Origin of the sequence: uncultured Winogradskyella sp., from assembly GCF_947496485.1 — a bacterium.
Lineage (GTDB): Bacteria > Bacteroidota > Bacteroidia > Flavobacteriales > Flavobacteriaceae > Winogradskyella.
In genome coordinates this window covers 569,840-586,652 of the sequence record NZ_CANMCZ010000001.1, presented here as the reverse complement: position 1 = coordinate 586,652, position 16,813 = coordinate 569,840, and the positions used below count along the sequence as shown (strand labels likewise).

The window sequence follows — 16,813 nt, the reverse complement described above, 5'->3', positions numbered from 1 at the left end:
ATACTTTAAATAATATAGAAACCTCCTAACTTATAACTTCTTAGTATATTTGCATGTTTATTTCAACAATTAAGGATGAAAATAATTATCGCAGGTGCTGGAGAAGTAGGATTTCATTTAGCAAAACTATTGTCCTATGAGTCGCAAGAAATAACTCTTATTGATACCAAAAAGGATAGCTTAGCTTATGCAGGTGAACATTTAGATATAAAAACCATAAAAGGGGATGCTACATCTATTTCTATTTTAAGAGAAGCGCGAATAGATACTGCAGCACTTTTTATTGCAGTTACATCTTCAGAAACCACTAACATTACAGCTGGTGTAATTGCTAAACAGTTAGGTGCACAGCGCACTATAGCTCGTATTTCTAACACCGAATTCATTGATGAAAAAGAAACTATAGGGTTTTCTAAATTTGGAATAGACGAATTAATTTCTCCTGAATCCTTAGCTGCTTCAGAAATTGAATTATTATTAAATCAGTACGGATTTAATGATACGTATGAGTTTGAAGAAGGAGCCTTAACAATGTTAGGTCTACGATTGTCTAGAACTGCAACATTTGTTGGTAAAACGGTTAAGGAAGCAGCAGAAATATACTCAGAACTGCATTTTATTCCTATTGCGATTCAACGTTATGCAACTCAATATACTATAATACCTAGAGGTGACACGCAATTTAAGGAAGGTGATAAAGTCGTTTTTATGACTTCGAAAGGTGGTGATGACGAATTGTTTGAATTGTCTGGTAAAGTAAAATCTGAAATTAAGAATGTTATGATTCTTGGTGGAAGCAAAATTGGATATAAAACAGCGAGAGATTTATGTGAAAGTAAGTTCAATGTTAAATTAGTTGAAAGTAGAAAACCAGTTGCAGAAGATCTTGCAGACCGCTTACCTAATGCTCTTGTAATATGTGGTGATGGAAGAAATGTTGAAATATTGGACGAAGAAAATATTTCAGACATGGATGCTTTTATTGCTGTAACTGGTAATTCTGAAACTAATATTATGTCTTGTCTTTTAGCAAAATCTAAAGGAGTAAAGAAAACCATAGCTTTAGTAGAAAATATGGATTATTATCAGTTATCTCAATCTATAGGTATAGATACATTGATTAATAAAAAACTATTGGCTGCTAATAATATATTTAGATATATTAGAAAAGGTGAGGTCGTTGCTATGACCAAACTTACCAATATGAATGCAGAACTTTTGGAGTTTGTTGTTAAGCCAAATTCAAAAATCACCAACAAAGTGGTAAAGGATTTAAGTTTTCCAAGATCGGCAATTTTTGGTGGTGTTATAAGAAATGGAAAGGGTATGATTCCTCTTGGAAGTTTTAAAATTGAGGCAGGTGATCGTGTTGTGGTTTGTTGTCTGCCACGCTCTATTTCTGAAGTTGAAGCATTTTTTGCATAGTTTATAAAACAGATGAAGCTTAATTATAAAATTATATTCCATTTTTTCGGATTACTATTATTATTCAATGGTGGTTTTATGATGGTAGCTACATTGATTAGTCTTATTTACAAAGATGGCGTTACTTTTAAATTATTTTTAGCTGGTTTAGCCACTTTACTTTTAGGAGGTGTTGCAATGTATGCAACTAAAAATCATCGTAAGGAAATGAATAAACGCGAAGGCTATGTGGTAGTAGCCTTTGGCTGGATTGTGATGTCACTCACAGGAACCTTACCCTATTTGGCAACAGAATCCATTCCTTCGTTTACAAATGCATTTTTTGAAACCATTTCTGGTTATACCACTACAGGTGCCAGTATTCTAAACGATATTGAAATAATACCAGAAGGTGTCTTGTTTTGGCGGAGTACTACACATTGGATTGGTGGTATGGGAATTATTGTCCTTGCAATTGCCATATTACCTTTACTAGGAGTAGGTGGTATGCAACTGTTTGCAGCAGAAGCACCAGGTCCTGGGGGAGATAAACTACATCCTAGAATAACAGATACTGCAAAGCGTTTGTGGCTAATTTATGTTGGTTACACTATTGCTGAAACTATTTTACTTCAGATTGCTGGAATGTCATTTTTTGATGCTATAAATCATGCACTAAGTACGCTTTCAACAGGTGGTTTTTCTACAAAAAATGCTAGTATTGCTCACTGGAACGACAATCCTGCGATACAATACATTATCATATTTTTTATGTTTTTGGCAGGAACAAATTTTGTATTGAGTTATTTTATATTTAAGGGTAATGTGGTTAAAGTAATAAAAGACGAAGAATTCAAACTTTACTTTAGATTCATTGCTGCTTTTACCATAGTTGCTGCCCTTTTAATTTATTTTAGAGCTGATGTTTCTCAATCCTCCATTACACATCTTATGGTTTTTGGTGAGGGTGAAAGTGCTATAAGACATGGTTTATTCCAGGTTTTAGCTATAGTTACCACAACTGGTTTTGTAACAGCGGACTATACAATGTGGACGCCTTTTTTAACCGTTTTCTTTTTTGGACTGATGTTTTTAGGAGGTTCTGCAGGTAGTACATCTGGTGGTGTAAAGGTAGTACGTCATTTAATTTTAATTAAGAACGGTTTCTTAGAATTTAAACGCGCTTTACATCCTAATGCTATTTTACCTGTACGTTATAATAAAAAATCCATTTCGGGAGATATTGTTTTTAACATACTAGGCTTCTTTATTCTGTATATGTTGTCATTTATTATTGGTGCTCTAGTTTTCTCTATGCTTCAAATAGATTTTATATCGGCAATAGGGCTTTCAGCTTCTAGTTTAGGAAATGTTGGTCCAGCCCTGGGTGATTTCGGACCAGTTAACAATTATGCTGCTTTACCATCTTTAGGTAAGTGGTGGGCATCTTTTTTAATGCTTATTGGGAGATTAGAATTATTTACAGTTCTTATCTTATTGACCCCTTTCTTTTGGAGAAACAGGTAATTGGCAATATGTTTTTAGCATAATCGTTACTTTAGTAAGTAATTAAGATTTGTAATATGTTAAAAATTAATGGAAAAGCGATACTTTGTACAATCATTTTATTGATTTCATTACTCTCTTGTGTTAAAGATGTTGATTTTGATCAAGCAAATGATTTTTCATTAACTCCTGCATTGGAGGCTAGCATTGTCTATACAGAAGTAGAAGCCTCTCAATTTTCGCTTAATGGTGTAGAAATAGAAATAATAAGAGATTCTATTGCCAATATTGAAATATTCGAAGAACAATTTGTTAAAGATAATTTAATAAGAGCAGAATTTATTTTTGAAGCCACTAATACTATTCCCAGAACATTTAATCTGCAAGTAGATTTTTTAAATAATACAGATGAGTTACAGCATACAGTTTCATTTGATGCCTTAGCGTCTTCTGCTGGTAATGAGGTGGTCACTGAATATATCGAAATTTTTGAAGATGATAGTTTAGAAAATCTCAAGTTAGTGACTAAAATGATAATTACCTTAACATTATACCCTAGTTCTGATGGCTCTATGTTAAACGAAAACTCTTCAGAAAAAATTTCTTTAAAATCAAAAGGTATATTTTACTTTGATATAGATGTTTAGCCATGATGTACAAAAGGCTGACATTTTTATTAATCATGAATATGCTTTGTGTTGTCAATGCACAAAATAAACAGCTATTATTTGGATTTAATGATATTCCGCAGTCAGTATTGATTAATCCAAGTACAACTTTAGATAATAAGTGGTATGTTGGTTTTCCGTTGCTTTCACATATACATTCTAATGCAGGTAGCTCTGGTGTTAGTGCATATGATTTGTTTGCAGATGATGGTAGAGACTTTAATTCTAAGCTACGAGATGTAATTTTTAGTTTAGAAGAAAATGATTTTTTCACCCTTAATCAACAACTCGATATTTTTTCAGGTGGTTTTTCCTATGGTAAAGGCATAGAAAAGGATAATTATTTGTCTTTTGGAATGTATCTCGAGACAGACATTATTGCATACCATCCTAAAGATTACACGATATTAGCTTATGAGGGAAATGCTAATAACATAGGCCGTATTTTTGATATAGGCGATTTAAATGCTACAGGAGAAGTGGTTTCGGTATTACATTTAGGTACTACTAAAAAAGTCAATGATAAATTGACCATTGGTGCGAGAGGTAAGATTTACTCTAGTGTTTTTAATGTGAATTCAACAAAAAATAGAGGATCATTCATAACTCAAGAAGGTGATAATAATTTTTTAGAGCATATATTTGATTTGGATCTCAGTGTGCAAACATCGGGAATTAGAAGTCTTACTGAAGATGCTAATTCTGACGTTTCAGATGACATAAAAGCGATTAGAAAAAGATTGCTCTTAGGCGGTAATTTAGGTTTAGGACTCGATTTAGGTCTAACCTATCAGGCCACAGATCAATTACAATTCGAAGCCAGTTTGCAAGATTTTGGTTTTATAAGACATACAAAAGATATTGAGAGTTATAGTGTTAAGGGAAAATATACTTACGAAGGTATAAATCCGATTTTTCCTGAAGTTGATGACGGACAAACTGCGGAAGAGTACTGGAATGAAGTTGCAGATAATTTCGAAGATTTATTTGAGGTCGATTCTATAACTGCAAAATACACCACATGGAGACCTTTAAAATTAAATGCAGCATTGCGTTACGCTTTCGGTAAAAAAGTTAGTAAAGACTGTAATTGTTTAACAAAAGATAGTGGTTATATAAACGCTATTGGAGCACAGCTCTATGCTGTGAATAGGCCCAAACAACCACAACTAGCACTAACCGCATATTATTACAGGAGAGTTTTTAAAGGGTTAAGAATGAAAGTAACTTATACGTTAGATTCTTTTTCATATACAAATATTGGATTAGGCATGTCAACAGATATAGGACCTGTTAACTTTTATTTATTAGCAGATAATTTATTAGACTATCAAAATTTGGCAAAAGCACAAAGTGTATCGCTACAATTTGGCCTTAATTTAGTGTTTGGCAGAGCTCATTAAGTGATGATTTTAAACTTTTTTTTATTTTTTTTTAAAATATAGCTAGCCTATATTTCTACTGGTTGTTTTTGGAATTTACATGGTCAATCTCACGCTATAGTTGCAACACAGGCTGTAACATTTTTAATTCTTGTGCGTCTTACTTGTATAACCAATTAAAAATATCAATCATGGAATTAGTATTAAAACAAGAATTAGAATTTGTACCAGAACCCGCTGAGGTGACTCATTTTACAACCAACGGATTATTAAATTCTAATTACAAATCAGTTGTAAAGCAAAACTTTAGTAAGTCTACTACAAAATCAGTATTTGGAATTAGACAACGTCTAAAATCTTCACAATTCAATATGGTAAACCATACTGCTGTAATCTTGAAATTATCAGTTTTTGCCATAGCATTAGTCGCTTTATTCTAAAAGAATAGACAATTGACTTTTTTGATCTTTAACTGACACTTTTATAAAGTGTCTTTTATAATTTTAATGACATGTTTCATTATATGTCGACGCAGTTACTATTGCCTCTACTCAACTTTTAAAACTTATAATTTATGGGAGCTCAAACAATGATTACTATACTTAAGAATAATGAAAGAATGTTGGGTAAACGTACTAAGTTTAGAAAGACGCTAGGTGGATATGGGAAAAACAAAAAACCAGAATATGATTTCCCTACTGCTACGCCAAAGCAACTAAGAGATATAAGAAAAAAACTAAAAAAAGAAAATCAAATCCTTTGGGTGAAAATCATTGGATTAACGATTGTAATAAGTATAGCTTTGGTTTGGCTATTTTTTGCATCATAATAAAAAAGCTATAACGCAAAAATCACGTTATAGCTTTTCTTAAAAAAGGCGATTGATGTATTATATTAGCTTAACGCTGTTTTAATACGTTTAATTGCCTCTTTAATATTTTCTTGAGATGCTGCATAAGAAATTCTAATGCAATTTGGATTACCAAAAGCTTCACCAGTTACCGTTGCAACCAATGCTTCTTCTAATAGAAATAATGACATATCAGTCGCATTATTAATGGTTTTTCCTTTTATGGTTTTTCCAAAATAAGCCGATACATCTGGGAAAACGTAAAACGCTCCCTCTGGCTCATTAGATTTAAAACCATCAATCTCACTTAGTAGGTCTAAAATAAGTTTACGACGTACTTTAAATTCGTCTACCATATATTGCACACTAGATGCTGGTGCTTCTAATGCAGTAATTACGGCACGTTGAGCTATGCAGTTAGCTCCACTTGTTATTTGTCCTTGTATTTTATTACAGGCTCTGGCTATCCAATCTGGGGCTCCAATATATCCGATTCTCCAACCTGTCATTGCAAATGCTTTAGAAACACCGTTTACAGTAATCGTTCGGTTATACATATCATCAAACTGAGCCATACTATAATGTCCACCAACAAAATTAATGTGTTCATAGATTTCATCAGAGACAACATAAATGTTAGGATGTTTTTGTAAAACATCAGCCAATGCTCTGAGTTCATCCTTACTGTAAACAGATCCACTTGGATTGCAAGGGGAGCTGTACCAAATCATCTTTGTTTTTGGCGTAATAGCAGCTTCAAGCTGAGCTGCAGTCATTTTAAAATCATTGTCAATAGATGTTTTTACTTCTACTGAAACACCATCATTAAGTTTTACAATATCACTATAACTTACCCAATAAGGACAAGGTAAAATAACTTCATCTCCTTTGTTAAGCATTACAGAAGCGATATTATATAAAGCTTGTTTTGCACCTGTAGATACTACAATTTGAGGTAAAGTATAGTTGAGGTTATTATCTCGTTTAAACTTAGTAATGATAGCTTCTTTTAGCTCTACATAGCCATCAACTGGAGTGTAGCTATTATAGTCTTGATTTACAGCTTCTATGGCTGCTTTTTTAATAAATTCTGGAGTGTTAAAGTCTGGTTCACCTAAACTTAATCCAATAATATCTTTTCCCTCTGCTCGTAATTCTCTGGCTTTTGCTGCCATGGCAAGGGTTGCTGAAGTCGATAGATTATTAATTCTATCTGATAGTTGGTTCATTGTAATTGATTATTTTAATCGGCGAATTGTATTATGCCATGCTTGGCTTTTTACCTAATTCTTTTAGTTGCTGATAATGCTCTGAGATAGCTGTCCAAATTGAATTGTATTCATTATAAGGTAAACTAAACTCATTAGCAGTTTCTCTTACTATTTTTGCTATGTTTTTGTAATGGACATGGCTTATATTTGAGAATAAATGATGCTCAACTTGTCTGTTTAAGCCACCAGTGTAAAATTCTACAATCCAACTTTTAGGAGAAAAATTAGAAGTCGTAAATAGTTGGTGAATTGCCCAAGTATTTTTCATGTTTCCTTCTTCATCTGGCAAAGGCATATCGGTATTTGGCATTACGTGTGCTAATTGAAAAATAACACTTAAAATCATTCCTGCAGTGTAATGCATAATTAGAAACCCGATTAAAACTTGCCACCAGGTGTAACCCAAAGCAAGAGGTAGAACCACCCAAATAGAATAGTATATTATCTTACCAATAATTAACTTGGTCCATTGTGTAGCAGGATTAGGGAATTCGCCATAAGATAATTTTCTTTTAAGGTATTGGTATGTTTGCTTAAAGTCTGTAGTAATGGCCCAATTAACAGTTAATAAACCATATAATAGAAACGCATAGTATTTTTGATATTTATGAATTTTTAACCATTTAGAATGTTTAGAAAAGCGAATTATTCTTCCTGCATCAATATCTTCATCGTGGCCTTGAATATTTGTATATGTATGATGTAATACATTGTGCTGTACTTTCCAATTATAATCATTACCAGCTAATATATGTATGCTACTTCCCATTAGTTTATTAACCCATTTTTTACTAGAAAAAGAACCGTGGTTTGCATCGTGCATAACGTTCATTCCTACTCCCGCCATGCCAATACCAATAACCATCATAGATATAACTTGAAGCCAAGTTGGTAACTCAATTGTTAATAATAATACAAGAGGGCCAAGTAATAATGTAAACATTATTATGGCTTTTATATATAGTTTCCAGTTTCCTGTTTTTTTAATATTGTTTTCTTTGAAGTAATTATTAACGCGTTTGTTTAGCGTTCTGAAAAATTTCGCAGAATCTGTTCTAGAGAACTTTAAGGTTTGTTGTGCCATTAGTCTATATATTTTATGCTATAACGTTTGGGAATAAGATACATTATAAGAGTAGCAAAGATAGTTAATAATTAAAATCGAACATATGAGAATACAATAATTTATACACATAAAATTAAGTATTTTTGAAAAAAGTAAAAATGATGGATTTAATCCTTAAATATTTCCCAAATTTAACAGAAATTCAAATTAAACAATTTGAAGCTTTAGAGGGCTTATATAAAGATTGGAACGCGAAGATAAATGTTGTGTCTCGTAAAGACATTGATGAATTATATTTAAGACATGTGCTTCATTCTTTGGGAATTGCCAAAGTGATTCAGTTTGCTGATAATTCTTCAATTTTAGATGTTGGTACAGGTGGAGGTTTTCCTGGCGTACCACTGGCTATTATGTTTCCAAATTGTCAATTTCACTTGGTAGATAGTATAAACAAAAAGTTGAAAGTCATTAATGCTGTGTGTGAAGCTATTGAATTAACAAATGTGAAAACTACACACAGTAGAGTAGAGGCTATGGATGAAACTTTTGACTTTATTGTAAGTAGAGCTGTAACTGCAATGCCCGAGTTTACAAAGTGGGTGAAGAGAAAGGTAAAAAAGCAACAAAAAAATGAACTAAAAAATGGTATTCTCTACTTAAAAGGAGGTGATTTAACCGAAGAACTAAAACAATACACAAATGTTAAAGCATTTCTGCTTTCAGATTATTTTGAAGAAGTTTTTTTTGACACGAAGAAGGTGATTTATTTACCTTTAAAATTCAAAGCATGATGTTTTATATGCTTAATTCAGTAGTTGTGAAAACCCTGAAAACAGGGTGGTCTTGTATCAAAATTTATTAGAAATTTGTACCATCAAAAAATAGTTTGCTAATAATAAAATAGAAGAATTTATTATCAAAATTTAAACCTATATCCAATGAAATTAAGACACTACTTGACCTTATTTTTTTTTATGATTTGCCTTATATCTATAAAAGCACAATCACAACAGGATACTCTATACTATAATTTAAATTGGAAAGAAACTGTAAAAGATAGTGCAGCTTTTTTTCGTCCGCCAGTGAAAAAAGAAGGCGATTTATTTCGTGTAGAGGATTATTATGCTTCAGGTCAATTACAGATGAGTGGCTTATCTAAAAAGGCAGATAGATCTGTTTGGCAAGGCAAAGTGAGCTGGTATACCGAAGATGGAAAATTGTCTCAAGAGGGCAATTATGTAAATAGCAGACTTGATGGTGAATTTGTTACTTTTTATAACACTGAGAAACTAGTCGCAATGTATAAAGATGGCCGTTTAGTTGGTGGTACTCAATATAGAAATCAACTGCGAAACAACTATTATACAGAAATAAAAAATGACACTATTATAGAGATTATTTTTGATAAGGATATAAATGGAGTACGTTATGAAAACTATAGTAAGGTTAATAAAGGGAGATTTTTATCTAAATATTACGATGAAAAAGGTGAATTAATAGGTGAGCTCAAAATTTTGGATAATGGTTATACAAAAGGGGAAGAGGTATTTTATTATTACGAGCCTATGAGAATAAGACAAATAAGATATTATCCATTTGAGCGTCTGTTAGGCGAGACGGTCTACTATCCCAATAGGCAGATAAGAACTGAATTTGAGTATGAGCCCGATTATAAAAAGACCTTTTATTCTAATGAAGGTATTGAACTAGGAAGTGTAACCTACCTCATGGACTATGACTATTTAAAACCAAATAATGGGACTGAGTATTTTTTCTCTTATGGCTATAAAGATACAGAGCCTAACACAGTAGTGTCCCTAAGAACTTATAATGATAGTAAATTAGTAAAAGAAGAACTACGATACACTGATGGTAAAGTTAAATCTGTAACTACATATAAAGATAATGTAAAAGAACTTCAGATTAGCTACAATGAAAAAGGCGAAGAGATTGCACGAATGGTATATCAGAATTATTATCCTTTAACTGGTACTGAAATTACAGGAAATAAAAAAGCTACTTACAAGGACGGTGAACTCATTAAAGAAACCAACTATTACTCAAATACTAAGATAGTTTTTAGTGAAGTAACTAAAGAAAAAGAAACTTATTTCGACAAAAAAGGAAATGTATTAGGAACTTTAGAGATAGATTATCAAAATAAATATGCAAAGCCTATTAAAGGTAAGCGATTTTATGCAGGGTATGATTCTGATATTTCTAGCATAGAAACTTATAATAAAGGATTTTTAAAAGAGCGAACTACCTTTAGAACGAAACTGAAAAGTGAAAAAGAAAAGGTAGATTATAAACGTACTGAGTATTACGAAGACAACGGTTACAATAAAATAAGAGCAATAGACTATTACAGTAACGGATCTAAACAAAGTGATATTGAATATAAAGGCTATGATAAAATGCTAGGTAAATTCTATAATGAGAAAGATGAACTTATTGGTAATTATGATTATGTAGCAAAAGATGGTACTTTGTATGAGTTTTTTCCAGAATCTGATGTGATTAGCTTAGTTATGACAGAAGTCAATGGAGTTGTCTCTAAACTAAAGCGTTACGATTATGGACCCTATAGAAAGTATGGTGATATTGATGCTGTCTTAATGGAAGAGATAGATGCATCATGCTGTTCAAAGTCCTATAATAGAAACGGAGACATATTTACTGAGGCGACTTACAAAGACGGAAAACCTTGGGAAGGAACGATCTACGATCAGCCTACTAAAACTAAGTTTACTATAAAAGAAGGTAAGCGAAATGGTACTTATGAGGTATTTGATTATAATCAAGAAAAAATTTATGAGAAGGGACAATTTGTAAATGATAAAAAAGAAGGTATTGTTAAAAAATATAGCTACATAGGTAAATTAGAATCCATTGAGACTTATAAAAACGATAAATTAAATGGGGAGACTAGTTATTATGATAAAGATGAAAAGAAAATATCTACTTTAACTTATAAAAATGGTGATCCGTTTGAAGGAACTAAAATAGTTTCGTCTGGTTATAATAAAAAACCCATTGAAGAAACATATAGTAATGGTATTATTACAAAACGTATATCTTATGATGACAATGGTAAACGAGTTTCTAAATATAAGGATGGAAAAGAAACAGAGACTATTGCTTATCACGAAAATTCAGATAAAAAAAGACTGAGTTATAAAGTTGGCAATTATTATATCAATGGTGAAGTCATCAGATATGATAAAAATGGTAAAGAACAGCATAGAGCAATGTTTAAAAATAATAAGTTAGAATCTGGTATAGTTTACTTGACCTCACGAGATACTTATGATAAACGTGTTGCCTATGTTATTTTAAATAAACAAGAGGACAAAATTTCAGTAACTATGAAAAACCATGAAGATAATGTTGTGTTCTTTGCTGAAGAAAACTTAGAAAAAGGTTATGTGAGTAAATACATTAATAAGTTAAATCTTTATATTGACAATTTAACACCTGAATCCTTGTATTAGAGTTAAATCTCTAAAAAAAGCCATTTGAAGAGTTTCTAATGGCTTTTTTTAGATGATTAAAATGTTTACTCTACAACAATTTTCCTCACTAAGGTTTTTCCAGTGTTATTCGAAAAACGAATAACATAAAGTTGAGGTGATAAATTTGAAACGTTAATAGTTGATTCACCAGAAGCCACTTTTACTTGTTTCACTTTTTTACCTAAAATATCATAAAATTCGGCTGTTAAATCTTCGTTAGATGAAACGTTAAGCTCATTTTTAACTTGTGTTGGGAAAATTTCAACAGATGTTAATTCAGAATCATCGATACTTAAACTTGGGTCAAAATTGTAAGTAACACTTAATGGTGTACCTATTTCAGTTCCACCAGCATCAAAGGCTTGAAATCTAAGTGTCCAAGTCATAGGTGTCGTTGTAGTTGGATCGTTTTGATTCCAAAAATTATTTCCAGCACTATTTGTTGCACCAGGACCTATCATTGCTGCTGTATTAGGATAACCGCTATTTAATGTTACATTGTTTAAACAAACTCCAGCAAAACATAACTGAAAATTTGAACCATCAGTATTTGTTAAGTTGTCTACAAAAATTCTCATATAAATAGCTTCTGCTGTAGTGTTTGTTACATCAAACTTCCAGTTGCATGGATCTGAATAACCACAGCCAGCTTCTGAAAAGCTAATTGTTTGACCATCAGTAACGATACTATCGTCGCTTTTGTCTCTAACTTCAAATTGTGCAAATGACATATATGAAGCTAATATTAAGCTCATAAAAAGTAGTTTTTTCTTCATAGTATTTGGTTTTAATTCTTTTTTCTTCAAAATCGATTAGTATCTAATCAAAGATAATATTTTTTAGAGTAAATATAAAAGGGAAGTCGCGTGGTGAACTTCCCTTTTAATATATCTATACGTTTTACTTTGTTACAATAAATTTAGTGCTGTAAGATGCATTACCATCATTGATATTCATAATATAATGTCCTGCATTTAATTGAGCAACTGATAAAGCTACATTTTGATTCCCAAATAAATCTTTATAAGATTCATTAATTACAGTCCTTCCTAACATATCAGTTACAGTTATATTATAATCACCATTTCCATCTTGTAAAGCAATATTAATATTGTCTTTTGCTGGATTAGGATAAATTTTAATAGAAGAAGCTCCTGAGACTTCTTCAACACTCAATGCTTGTGCTACAGAACTTTGTTGAGCACTTACAATGCCTCCATTTGTTCCATCAATTAAGATAACTACGATATTCATATTATTAACATCACTAGTCGCTGGTATTGCGTAAGTAAAGTCGTAAGACACATTATCACCAACATTAATAATAGTTGGTACGGAACCATCTTGCCCATTAAATCCACCTAATATGGCTCTACCTACATGATTGTAAATCATATCAGTAGCAGGCTTTGGATCTCCATAATTTTCATAGCCACCCATTACACCATTTCCGCTACCAGCAGCATAATAATTTACCTGATCATAATCTGAATTATTAACATTAGTTCCATCTCCAGTACCTGTTACTCCATCTTCAGTAATTATTACTCCTAATCTAAAGTCTGAATTATTAAAAGAGGTGTAAAAACTTGCTTGAGCTGAAATAGTTAATGTGTTTCCAACCTGAGTGGCTCCAGAAGATAAATCAACAGGAACAACTTGAGTGATTTGAGTATCATAACCGCTTTGTAAAGATGCCTGTCCAGGATCTACACCTAATAGATTTCTATCTATTCCTGAATTAGGCCAACCTGAACCAATGAGATTTACTAGCCCTGTATCATACTCGGTGTCAGTCATTGGGTCTGAGTAATGAACAGCAACTCCTACAACATTATTAGGATATGTAGTAGTCATATAATCTAAGCCTACAGTTCCTCTCGGACACCAACCACACCAAGTACCAGTCGATTCTTCAATAAGAACAGCTTTCGTACCAGACTGAGTCATTGTATTAAAATTTGTATTTATTGAATTATTTGAACTATCACCATCTGCTCCTCCATTAACACTATCAATAGTCACCGTAATAGTTTTTTCCTCTACGGAACTATAGTTTACTTGAGATGAGTGTACGATTGTTTGGGTTTCTCCAGGTGCAATATTTACATTGAAGTTTTCCGAATAATTGTTTGTTCCATCATTCCAGGTAATATCTAAAGATGTAATTGTTGAAAGCCCGTTATTATTGACTCTTGTAGATAACTGATTATCTGTAGAAGTGAGTGCATATCTATTTAGATTAACGCCATTTAATTTAGCATCTAAACTTAAAGGTGATCTCACTTCGATATCATCGATGAACCAATTGTCACCATCATCGTTTAAATGAACAAACGCGATGTATATCATCATACCATCATAAGCAGATAAATCTACAGTTTGTAATGTATATGCACCACCAACATTAGTTTCATCATAGCTGGCTACCGTTGTAAAATCCGAATGAGTAGTTTGAGAACTTGTAGAAACCTTAACTTCATAATTAGAACCATAATTAGTTCCATAGGTTTGTGCCGAATAAAACAACAATTCTGCGTTTGTGGCACTTGTTAAATCAATTTGGCTAGTGACTAGCCAATCTTCAGCTATGCCACCAGAAACATTTTCATATCGGTTAAAAGCTGCACCACTGCCAGTATTTGATGTGCTAGTTTGAATCCAATTTTGAGCTGTTCCTAGTCCATTTGTACCAATATAGGTAGTCCAACCTGTTGGAGGGAAAGTAGCACCTTCAAAACCTTCAGTTAATATTGTTTGAGCCATAGTCAACTGCACAAAAGCAAAACTAAGCATAGTTAAGAGAGTAATTTTTTTCATCATGTTTTTAGTTGATTAGTTAAAGATTTCTTAAAAAATAAGTCTGAATATAATTAAACAGTTATTTCCCGCAAAGTTATGATATAAAAAAAACGATATTTATAAGTAAATATCGTTTAAATACTAGTTTGTCGGATAAACTTAAAAAGCCACAGTGAGATTTGCACTGAGTCCAGTATTTTCTGGTACAAAACGACAAACACCACCAATGCAAATTAGTCCACCACGTTGGCGTCCATAATTAATTCCTAATCTTGTATTGCCTTTACTGTAACTTCCACCTAAACTGTAATAATGTATTTCGTTTAGGCCACCATAATTCCAATTATCTGCAGCATATATCGCAAAACTTGTAGAGAAATTATATTCTACGACAGCAGCAGCCCAATTTTTTCTATCATCTTCGCTCCAAAGATGCTGAGCGACTAGTCGAAGTGCTTTACCGTTTTCAAATCGTCTTGTCGATTCTATCACTCCAATATTTGCAAGTATTGAAGAATTACCTAAAGGACCTCCTTCAACAATACCTTTATCAATTAAAACATTTTGATAGGTAAAAACTGAACTCCAATTTTTTGACCATTTTTTCTTTACTTCAAGATTTATATCTCTAAATAATTGCTTTCCACTACCAATGAATTTTGCTTTATACCATCTGTTCTCAATATTATATTCAGCATCTAAACCTCCCCAATATGAAAAGTTCATTGCTAATTTAGTACCATACTTTCCACCCAAAGAGCTTCCTTTTTTGAAAGAATAGAATAAATCGAATTGTGTACCAACTTCTCCAGCGCGTTGATCAAAAGATTCTATGATTAACCTTGGCTGCGGATTATAAACATAGATATTGGTTAACAAATAATCTTGTTGTTTAGTAAGACCCGGAACATAATTAATGACTTGTTGGTTAAAGATATTACCTTCAGCCAATCGGTCAGAGAAGAAACTAAAATTTTCAAGCCTTCTAAAAGTAGCATTGAAACCTATGCCTTTTTTTGCGTATCCAGCATTGACCTGAAGTGCTGTACCGTCGTATAATTTGTTAGATGCTAGTTGACCTTCATTTGCAATAGCATCAGGATCTTTAATAATGGCTTCTACACCAGCATAAAAATTATCGATTATAAAATCCAACCGACCACCATAGGCACCAACATTGGTCGGAAGCGCTTCATTTCCATTAGTGTTTTGATTTCGGCCTACATAACTAAGTCCCATTTGTACATCTACAGATTCAATATTTAGAGCACCACTTAGACTTAAATCAGCGTCTATACCTTGAATAGTGCCTTCAGATTCTTCAAACCCATAGCGTTGTTTTCCGAAAACAGCTTTGAAGCTTAAATCTTCTGTGGCATTAAACTTTATATTAAGTCCTTTCATTGCATTATTAAGTCCCAATTGTCGATCTTCCCAAGAACGCAATATTAAGCCACTGCCAAATTGCTCGTAGAAATAACCACCAGTAACATCTATTTTTTCATCTTTATAGTTAAAATAATACGTTGCGACGTTATTATTGTTATCAAAAATTGGGTCGTATCCAAGTAATGCGGATGGCAAATAAGATTCATATTGTACACCAGCCGTAAATTTGCCAAGATTATAATTTAGCAATAAGTAATTGTTAGCTCTAAATTGATCTTCAGGTGCTAGGAAATTAATACCTTCATCGGTTTGAAGCCATTGGGAATTAGATTCTAATCCGCCATAAAAACTCCCATTTTCTTGAGCGTTTATATTATAGATATAAAACAATAGAGTAGTTAGAAAAAGTAATTTTTTCATTTTAAGTTTGGTTGTTAGTAGTAATAAGTGAGGAATATGCTTTACTATTTAGACAATTCTTTGATTTTTTCGTAAAGTTCTAATTCGGCACCAGGACTATAGCCAGAATGTTCATAAACAATTTTGCCGTCCTTTACCAAAATTGTAAGCGGAATACTTGACGCATTTAACGCACGTTTTAAATCACTATTTTTGTCTAAAAGCACTGTGTAATCCCAATCTTTGCCGTTAACCATAGACTTTACTCTTTTTACTGTTCTACTATCATCAACCGAAATAGCAAGTAGTTTTACATTGGTTTCGTCTTGCCATTCATCATATATATCGCTTATAGCATCTAATTCTTTTAGACAAGGAACGCACCAGGTAGCCCAAAGAGAAATAATGGTGATACCATCTTTGTTGGTTACATCTTCTAGCGCCACAGTTTTACCATCAATAGAAGTTAAATCAATATTTGGTAAATCGTTTTGAGCTGTAGAAGAGATGCTGAAAAGCCCTATACAAAGTATAAAAATTAGTTTTTTCATAATAAAATTT

The 16,813-nt window shown here is 32.4% G+C and carries 14 protein-coding genes; 8 read left to right on the top strand and 6 right to left on the bottom strand.

The genetic code is table 11. The features are described 5' to 3' along the window. Positions 1–75: 75 nt before the first annotated feature. From trkA to Q0822_RS02425, 6 genes are all read left to right on the top strand, one after another. Entirely contained in the window at positions 76–1,425 is a 1,350-nt protein-coding gene (gene trkA / locus Q0822_RS02450) for a Trk system potassium transporter TrkA (RefSeq protein ID WP_299119704.1), read from the top strand. Between the two features lie 12 nt (positions 1,426–1,437). Continuing rightward, on the top strand, positions 1,438–2,931 hold the full coding sequence (locus Q0822_RS02445) for a potassium transporter TrkG (RefSeq protein WP_299119702.1): 1,494 nt from the start codon (positions 1,438–1,440) through the stop codon (positions 2,929–2,931). Positions 2,932–2,987: 56 nt separating this feature from the next. Next, entirely contained in the window at positions 2,988–3,557 is a 570-nt protein-coding gene (locus Q0822_RS02440; RefSeq protein ID WP_299119700.1) for a hypothetical protein, read from the top strand. A gap of 2 nt (positions 3,558–3,559) precedes the next feature. Further along, the gene (locus Q0822_RS02435) at positions 3,560–4,981 is read left to right on the top strand and encodes a DUF5723 family protein (protein WP_299119697.1); all 1,422 of its coding nucleotides are present in this window, start codon (positions 3,560–3,562) and stop codon (positions 4,979–4,981) included. 170 nt (positions 4,982–5,151) lie between these two features. Continuing rightward, positions 5,152–5,400: a hypothetical protein gene (locus Q0822_RS02430; RefSeq protein ID WP_299119695.1), complete on the top strand. Its 249-nt coding sequence runs from the start codon at positions 5,152–5,154 to the stop codon at positions 5,398–5,400. 134 nt (positions 5,401–5,534) lie between these two features. Then, a complete protein-coding gene (locus tag Q0822_RS02425) occupies positions 5,535–5,789 on the top strand; it encodes a hypothetical protein (protein ID WP_299119693.1) in 255 nt (84 codons plus the stop codon). A 65-nt stretch (positions 5,790–5,854) separates the two neighbouring features. On the opposite strand, the gene Q0822_RS02420 is transcribed toward Q0822_RS02425, so the two are convergent. Further along, positions 5,855–7,039 carry a pyridoxal phosphate-dependent aminotransferase gene (locus Q0822_RS02420; protein WP_299119691.1) on the bottom strand — a complete coding sequence of 395 codons (1,185 nt, stop codon included), beginning with the start codon at positions 7,037–7,039 and terminating at the stop codon, positions 5,855–5,857. A 31-nt stretch (positions 7,040–7,070) separates the two neighbouring features. Then, positions 7,071–8,165 carry an acyl-CoA desaturase gene (locus Q0822_RS02415; protein WP_299119689.1) on the bottom strand — a complete coding sequence of 365 codons (1,095 nt, stop codon included), beginning with the start codon at positions 8,163–8,165 and terminating at the stop codon, positions 7,071–7,073. A gap of 143 nt (positions 8,166–8,308) precedes the next feature. On the opposite strand from Q0822_RS02415, the gene rsmG reads away from it, so the two are divergent. Beyond that, positions 8,309–8,938: a 16S rRNA (guanine(527)-N(7))-methyltransferase RsmG gene (rsmG, locus tag Q0822_RS02410; protein WP_299122243.1), complete on the top strand. Its 630-nt coding sequence runs from the start codon at positions 8,309–8,311 to the stop codon at positions 8,936–8,938. Between the two features lie 147 nt (positions 8,939–9,085). Continuing rightward, the gene (locus tag Q0822_RS02405) at positions 9,086–11,641 is read left to right on the top strand and encodes a hypothetical protein (RefSeq protein WP_299119686.1); all 2,556 of its coding nucleotides are present in this window, start codon (positions 9,086–9,088) and stop codon (positions 11,639–11,641) included. A gap of 65 nt (positions 11,642–11,706) precedes the next feature. Here Q0822_RS02405 and Q0822_RS02400 read toward each other — a convergent pair whose 3' ends face one another. From Q0822_RS02400 to Q0822_RS02385, 4 genes are all read right to left on the bottom strand, one after another. Continuing rightward, entirely contained in the window at positions 11,707–12,438 is a 732-nt protein-coding gene (locus Q0822_RS02400) for a T9SS type A sorting domain-containing protein (RefSeq protein ID WP_299119683.1), read from the bottom strand. A gap of 124 nt (positions 12,439–12,562) precedes the next feature. Further along, positions 12,563–14,485, bottom strand: coding sequence for a choice-of-anchor J domain-containing protein (locus Q0822_RS02395; RefSeq protein WP_299119681.1), 1,923 nt, complete (start codon positions 14,483–14,485; stop codon positions 12,563–12,565). A gap of 138 nt (positions 14,486–14,623) precedes the next feature. Next, the gene (locus Q0822_RS02390) at positions 14,624–16,273 is read right to left on the bottom strand and encodes a DUF6029 family protein (RefSeq protein WP_299119679.1); all 1,650 of its coding nucleotides are present in this window, start codon (positions 16,271–16,273) and stop codon (positions 14,624–14,626) included. 44 nt (positions 16,274–16,317) lie between these two features. Beyond that, entirely contained in the window at positions 16,318–16,803 is a 486-nt protein-coding gene (locus Q0822_RS02385; protein ID WP_299119676.1) for a TlpA disulfide reductase family protein, read from the bottom strand. Positions 16,804–16,813: the final 10 nt, after the last annotated feature.

What these genes read in the sequence shown, in the direction of transcription:
- Q0822_RS02445 (WP_299119702.1), top strand. Translation starts at nt 1,438, where the DNA reads ATGAAGCTTAATTATAAAATTATATTCCATTTTTTCGGATTACTATTA.
- Q0822_RS02390 (WP_299119679.1), bottom strand. Translation starts at nt 16,273, where the DNA reads ATGAAAAAATTACTTTTTCTAACTACTCTATTGTTTTATATCTATAAT.
- rsmG (WP_299122243.1), top strand. Translation starts at nt 8,309, where the DNA reads ATGGATTTAATCCTTAAATATTTCCCAAATTTAACAGAAATTCAAATT.
- Q0822_RS02425 (WP_299119693.1), top strand. Translation starts at nt 5,535, where the DNA reads ATGGGAGCTCAAACAATGATTACTATACTTAAGAATAATGAAAGAATG.
- Q0822_RS02405 (WP_299119686.1), top strand. Translation starts at nt 9,086, where the DNA reads ATGAAATTAAGACACTACTTGACCTTATTTTTTTTTATGATTTGCCTT.
- Q0822_RS02435 (WP_299119697.1), top strand. Translation starts at nt 3,560, where the DNA reads ATGATGTACAAAAGGCTGACATTTTTATTAATCATGAATATGCTTTGT.
- Q0822_RS02395 (WP_299119681.1), bottom strand. Translation starts at nt 14,485, where the DNA reads ATGATGAAAAAAATTACTCTCTTAACTATGCTTAGTTTTGCTTTTGTG.
- Q0822_RS02420 (WP_299119691.1), bottom strand. Translation starts at nt 7,039, where the DNA reads ATGAACCAACTATCAGATAGAATTAATAATCTATCGACTTCAGCAACC.
- Q0822_RS02440 (WP_299119700.1), top strand. Translation starts at nt 2,988, where the DNA reads ATGTTAAAAATTAATGGAAAAGCGATACTTTGTACAATCATTTTATTG.
- Q0822_RS02430 (WP_299119695.1), top strand. Translation starts at nt 5,152, where the DNA reads ATGGAATTAGTATTAAAACAAGAATTAGAATTTGTACCAGAACCCGCT.
- Q0822_RS02415 (WP_299119689.1), bottom strand. Translation starts at nt 8,165, where the DNA reads ATGGCACAACAAACCTTAAAGTTCTCTAGAACAGATTCTGCGAAATTT.
- Q0822_RS02385 (WP_299119676.1), bottom strand. Translation starts at nt 16,803, where the DNA reads ATGAAAAAACTAATTTTTATACTTTGTATAGGGCTTTTCAGCATCTCT.
- Q0822_RS02400 (WP_299119683.1), bottom strand. Translation starts at nt 12,438, where the DNA reads ATGAAGAAAAAACTACTTTTTATGAGCTTAATATTAGCTTCATATATG.
- trkA (WP_299119704.1), top strand. Translation starts at nt 76, where the DNA reads ATGAAAATAATTATCGCAGGTGCTGGAGAAGTAGGATTTCATTTAGCA.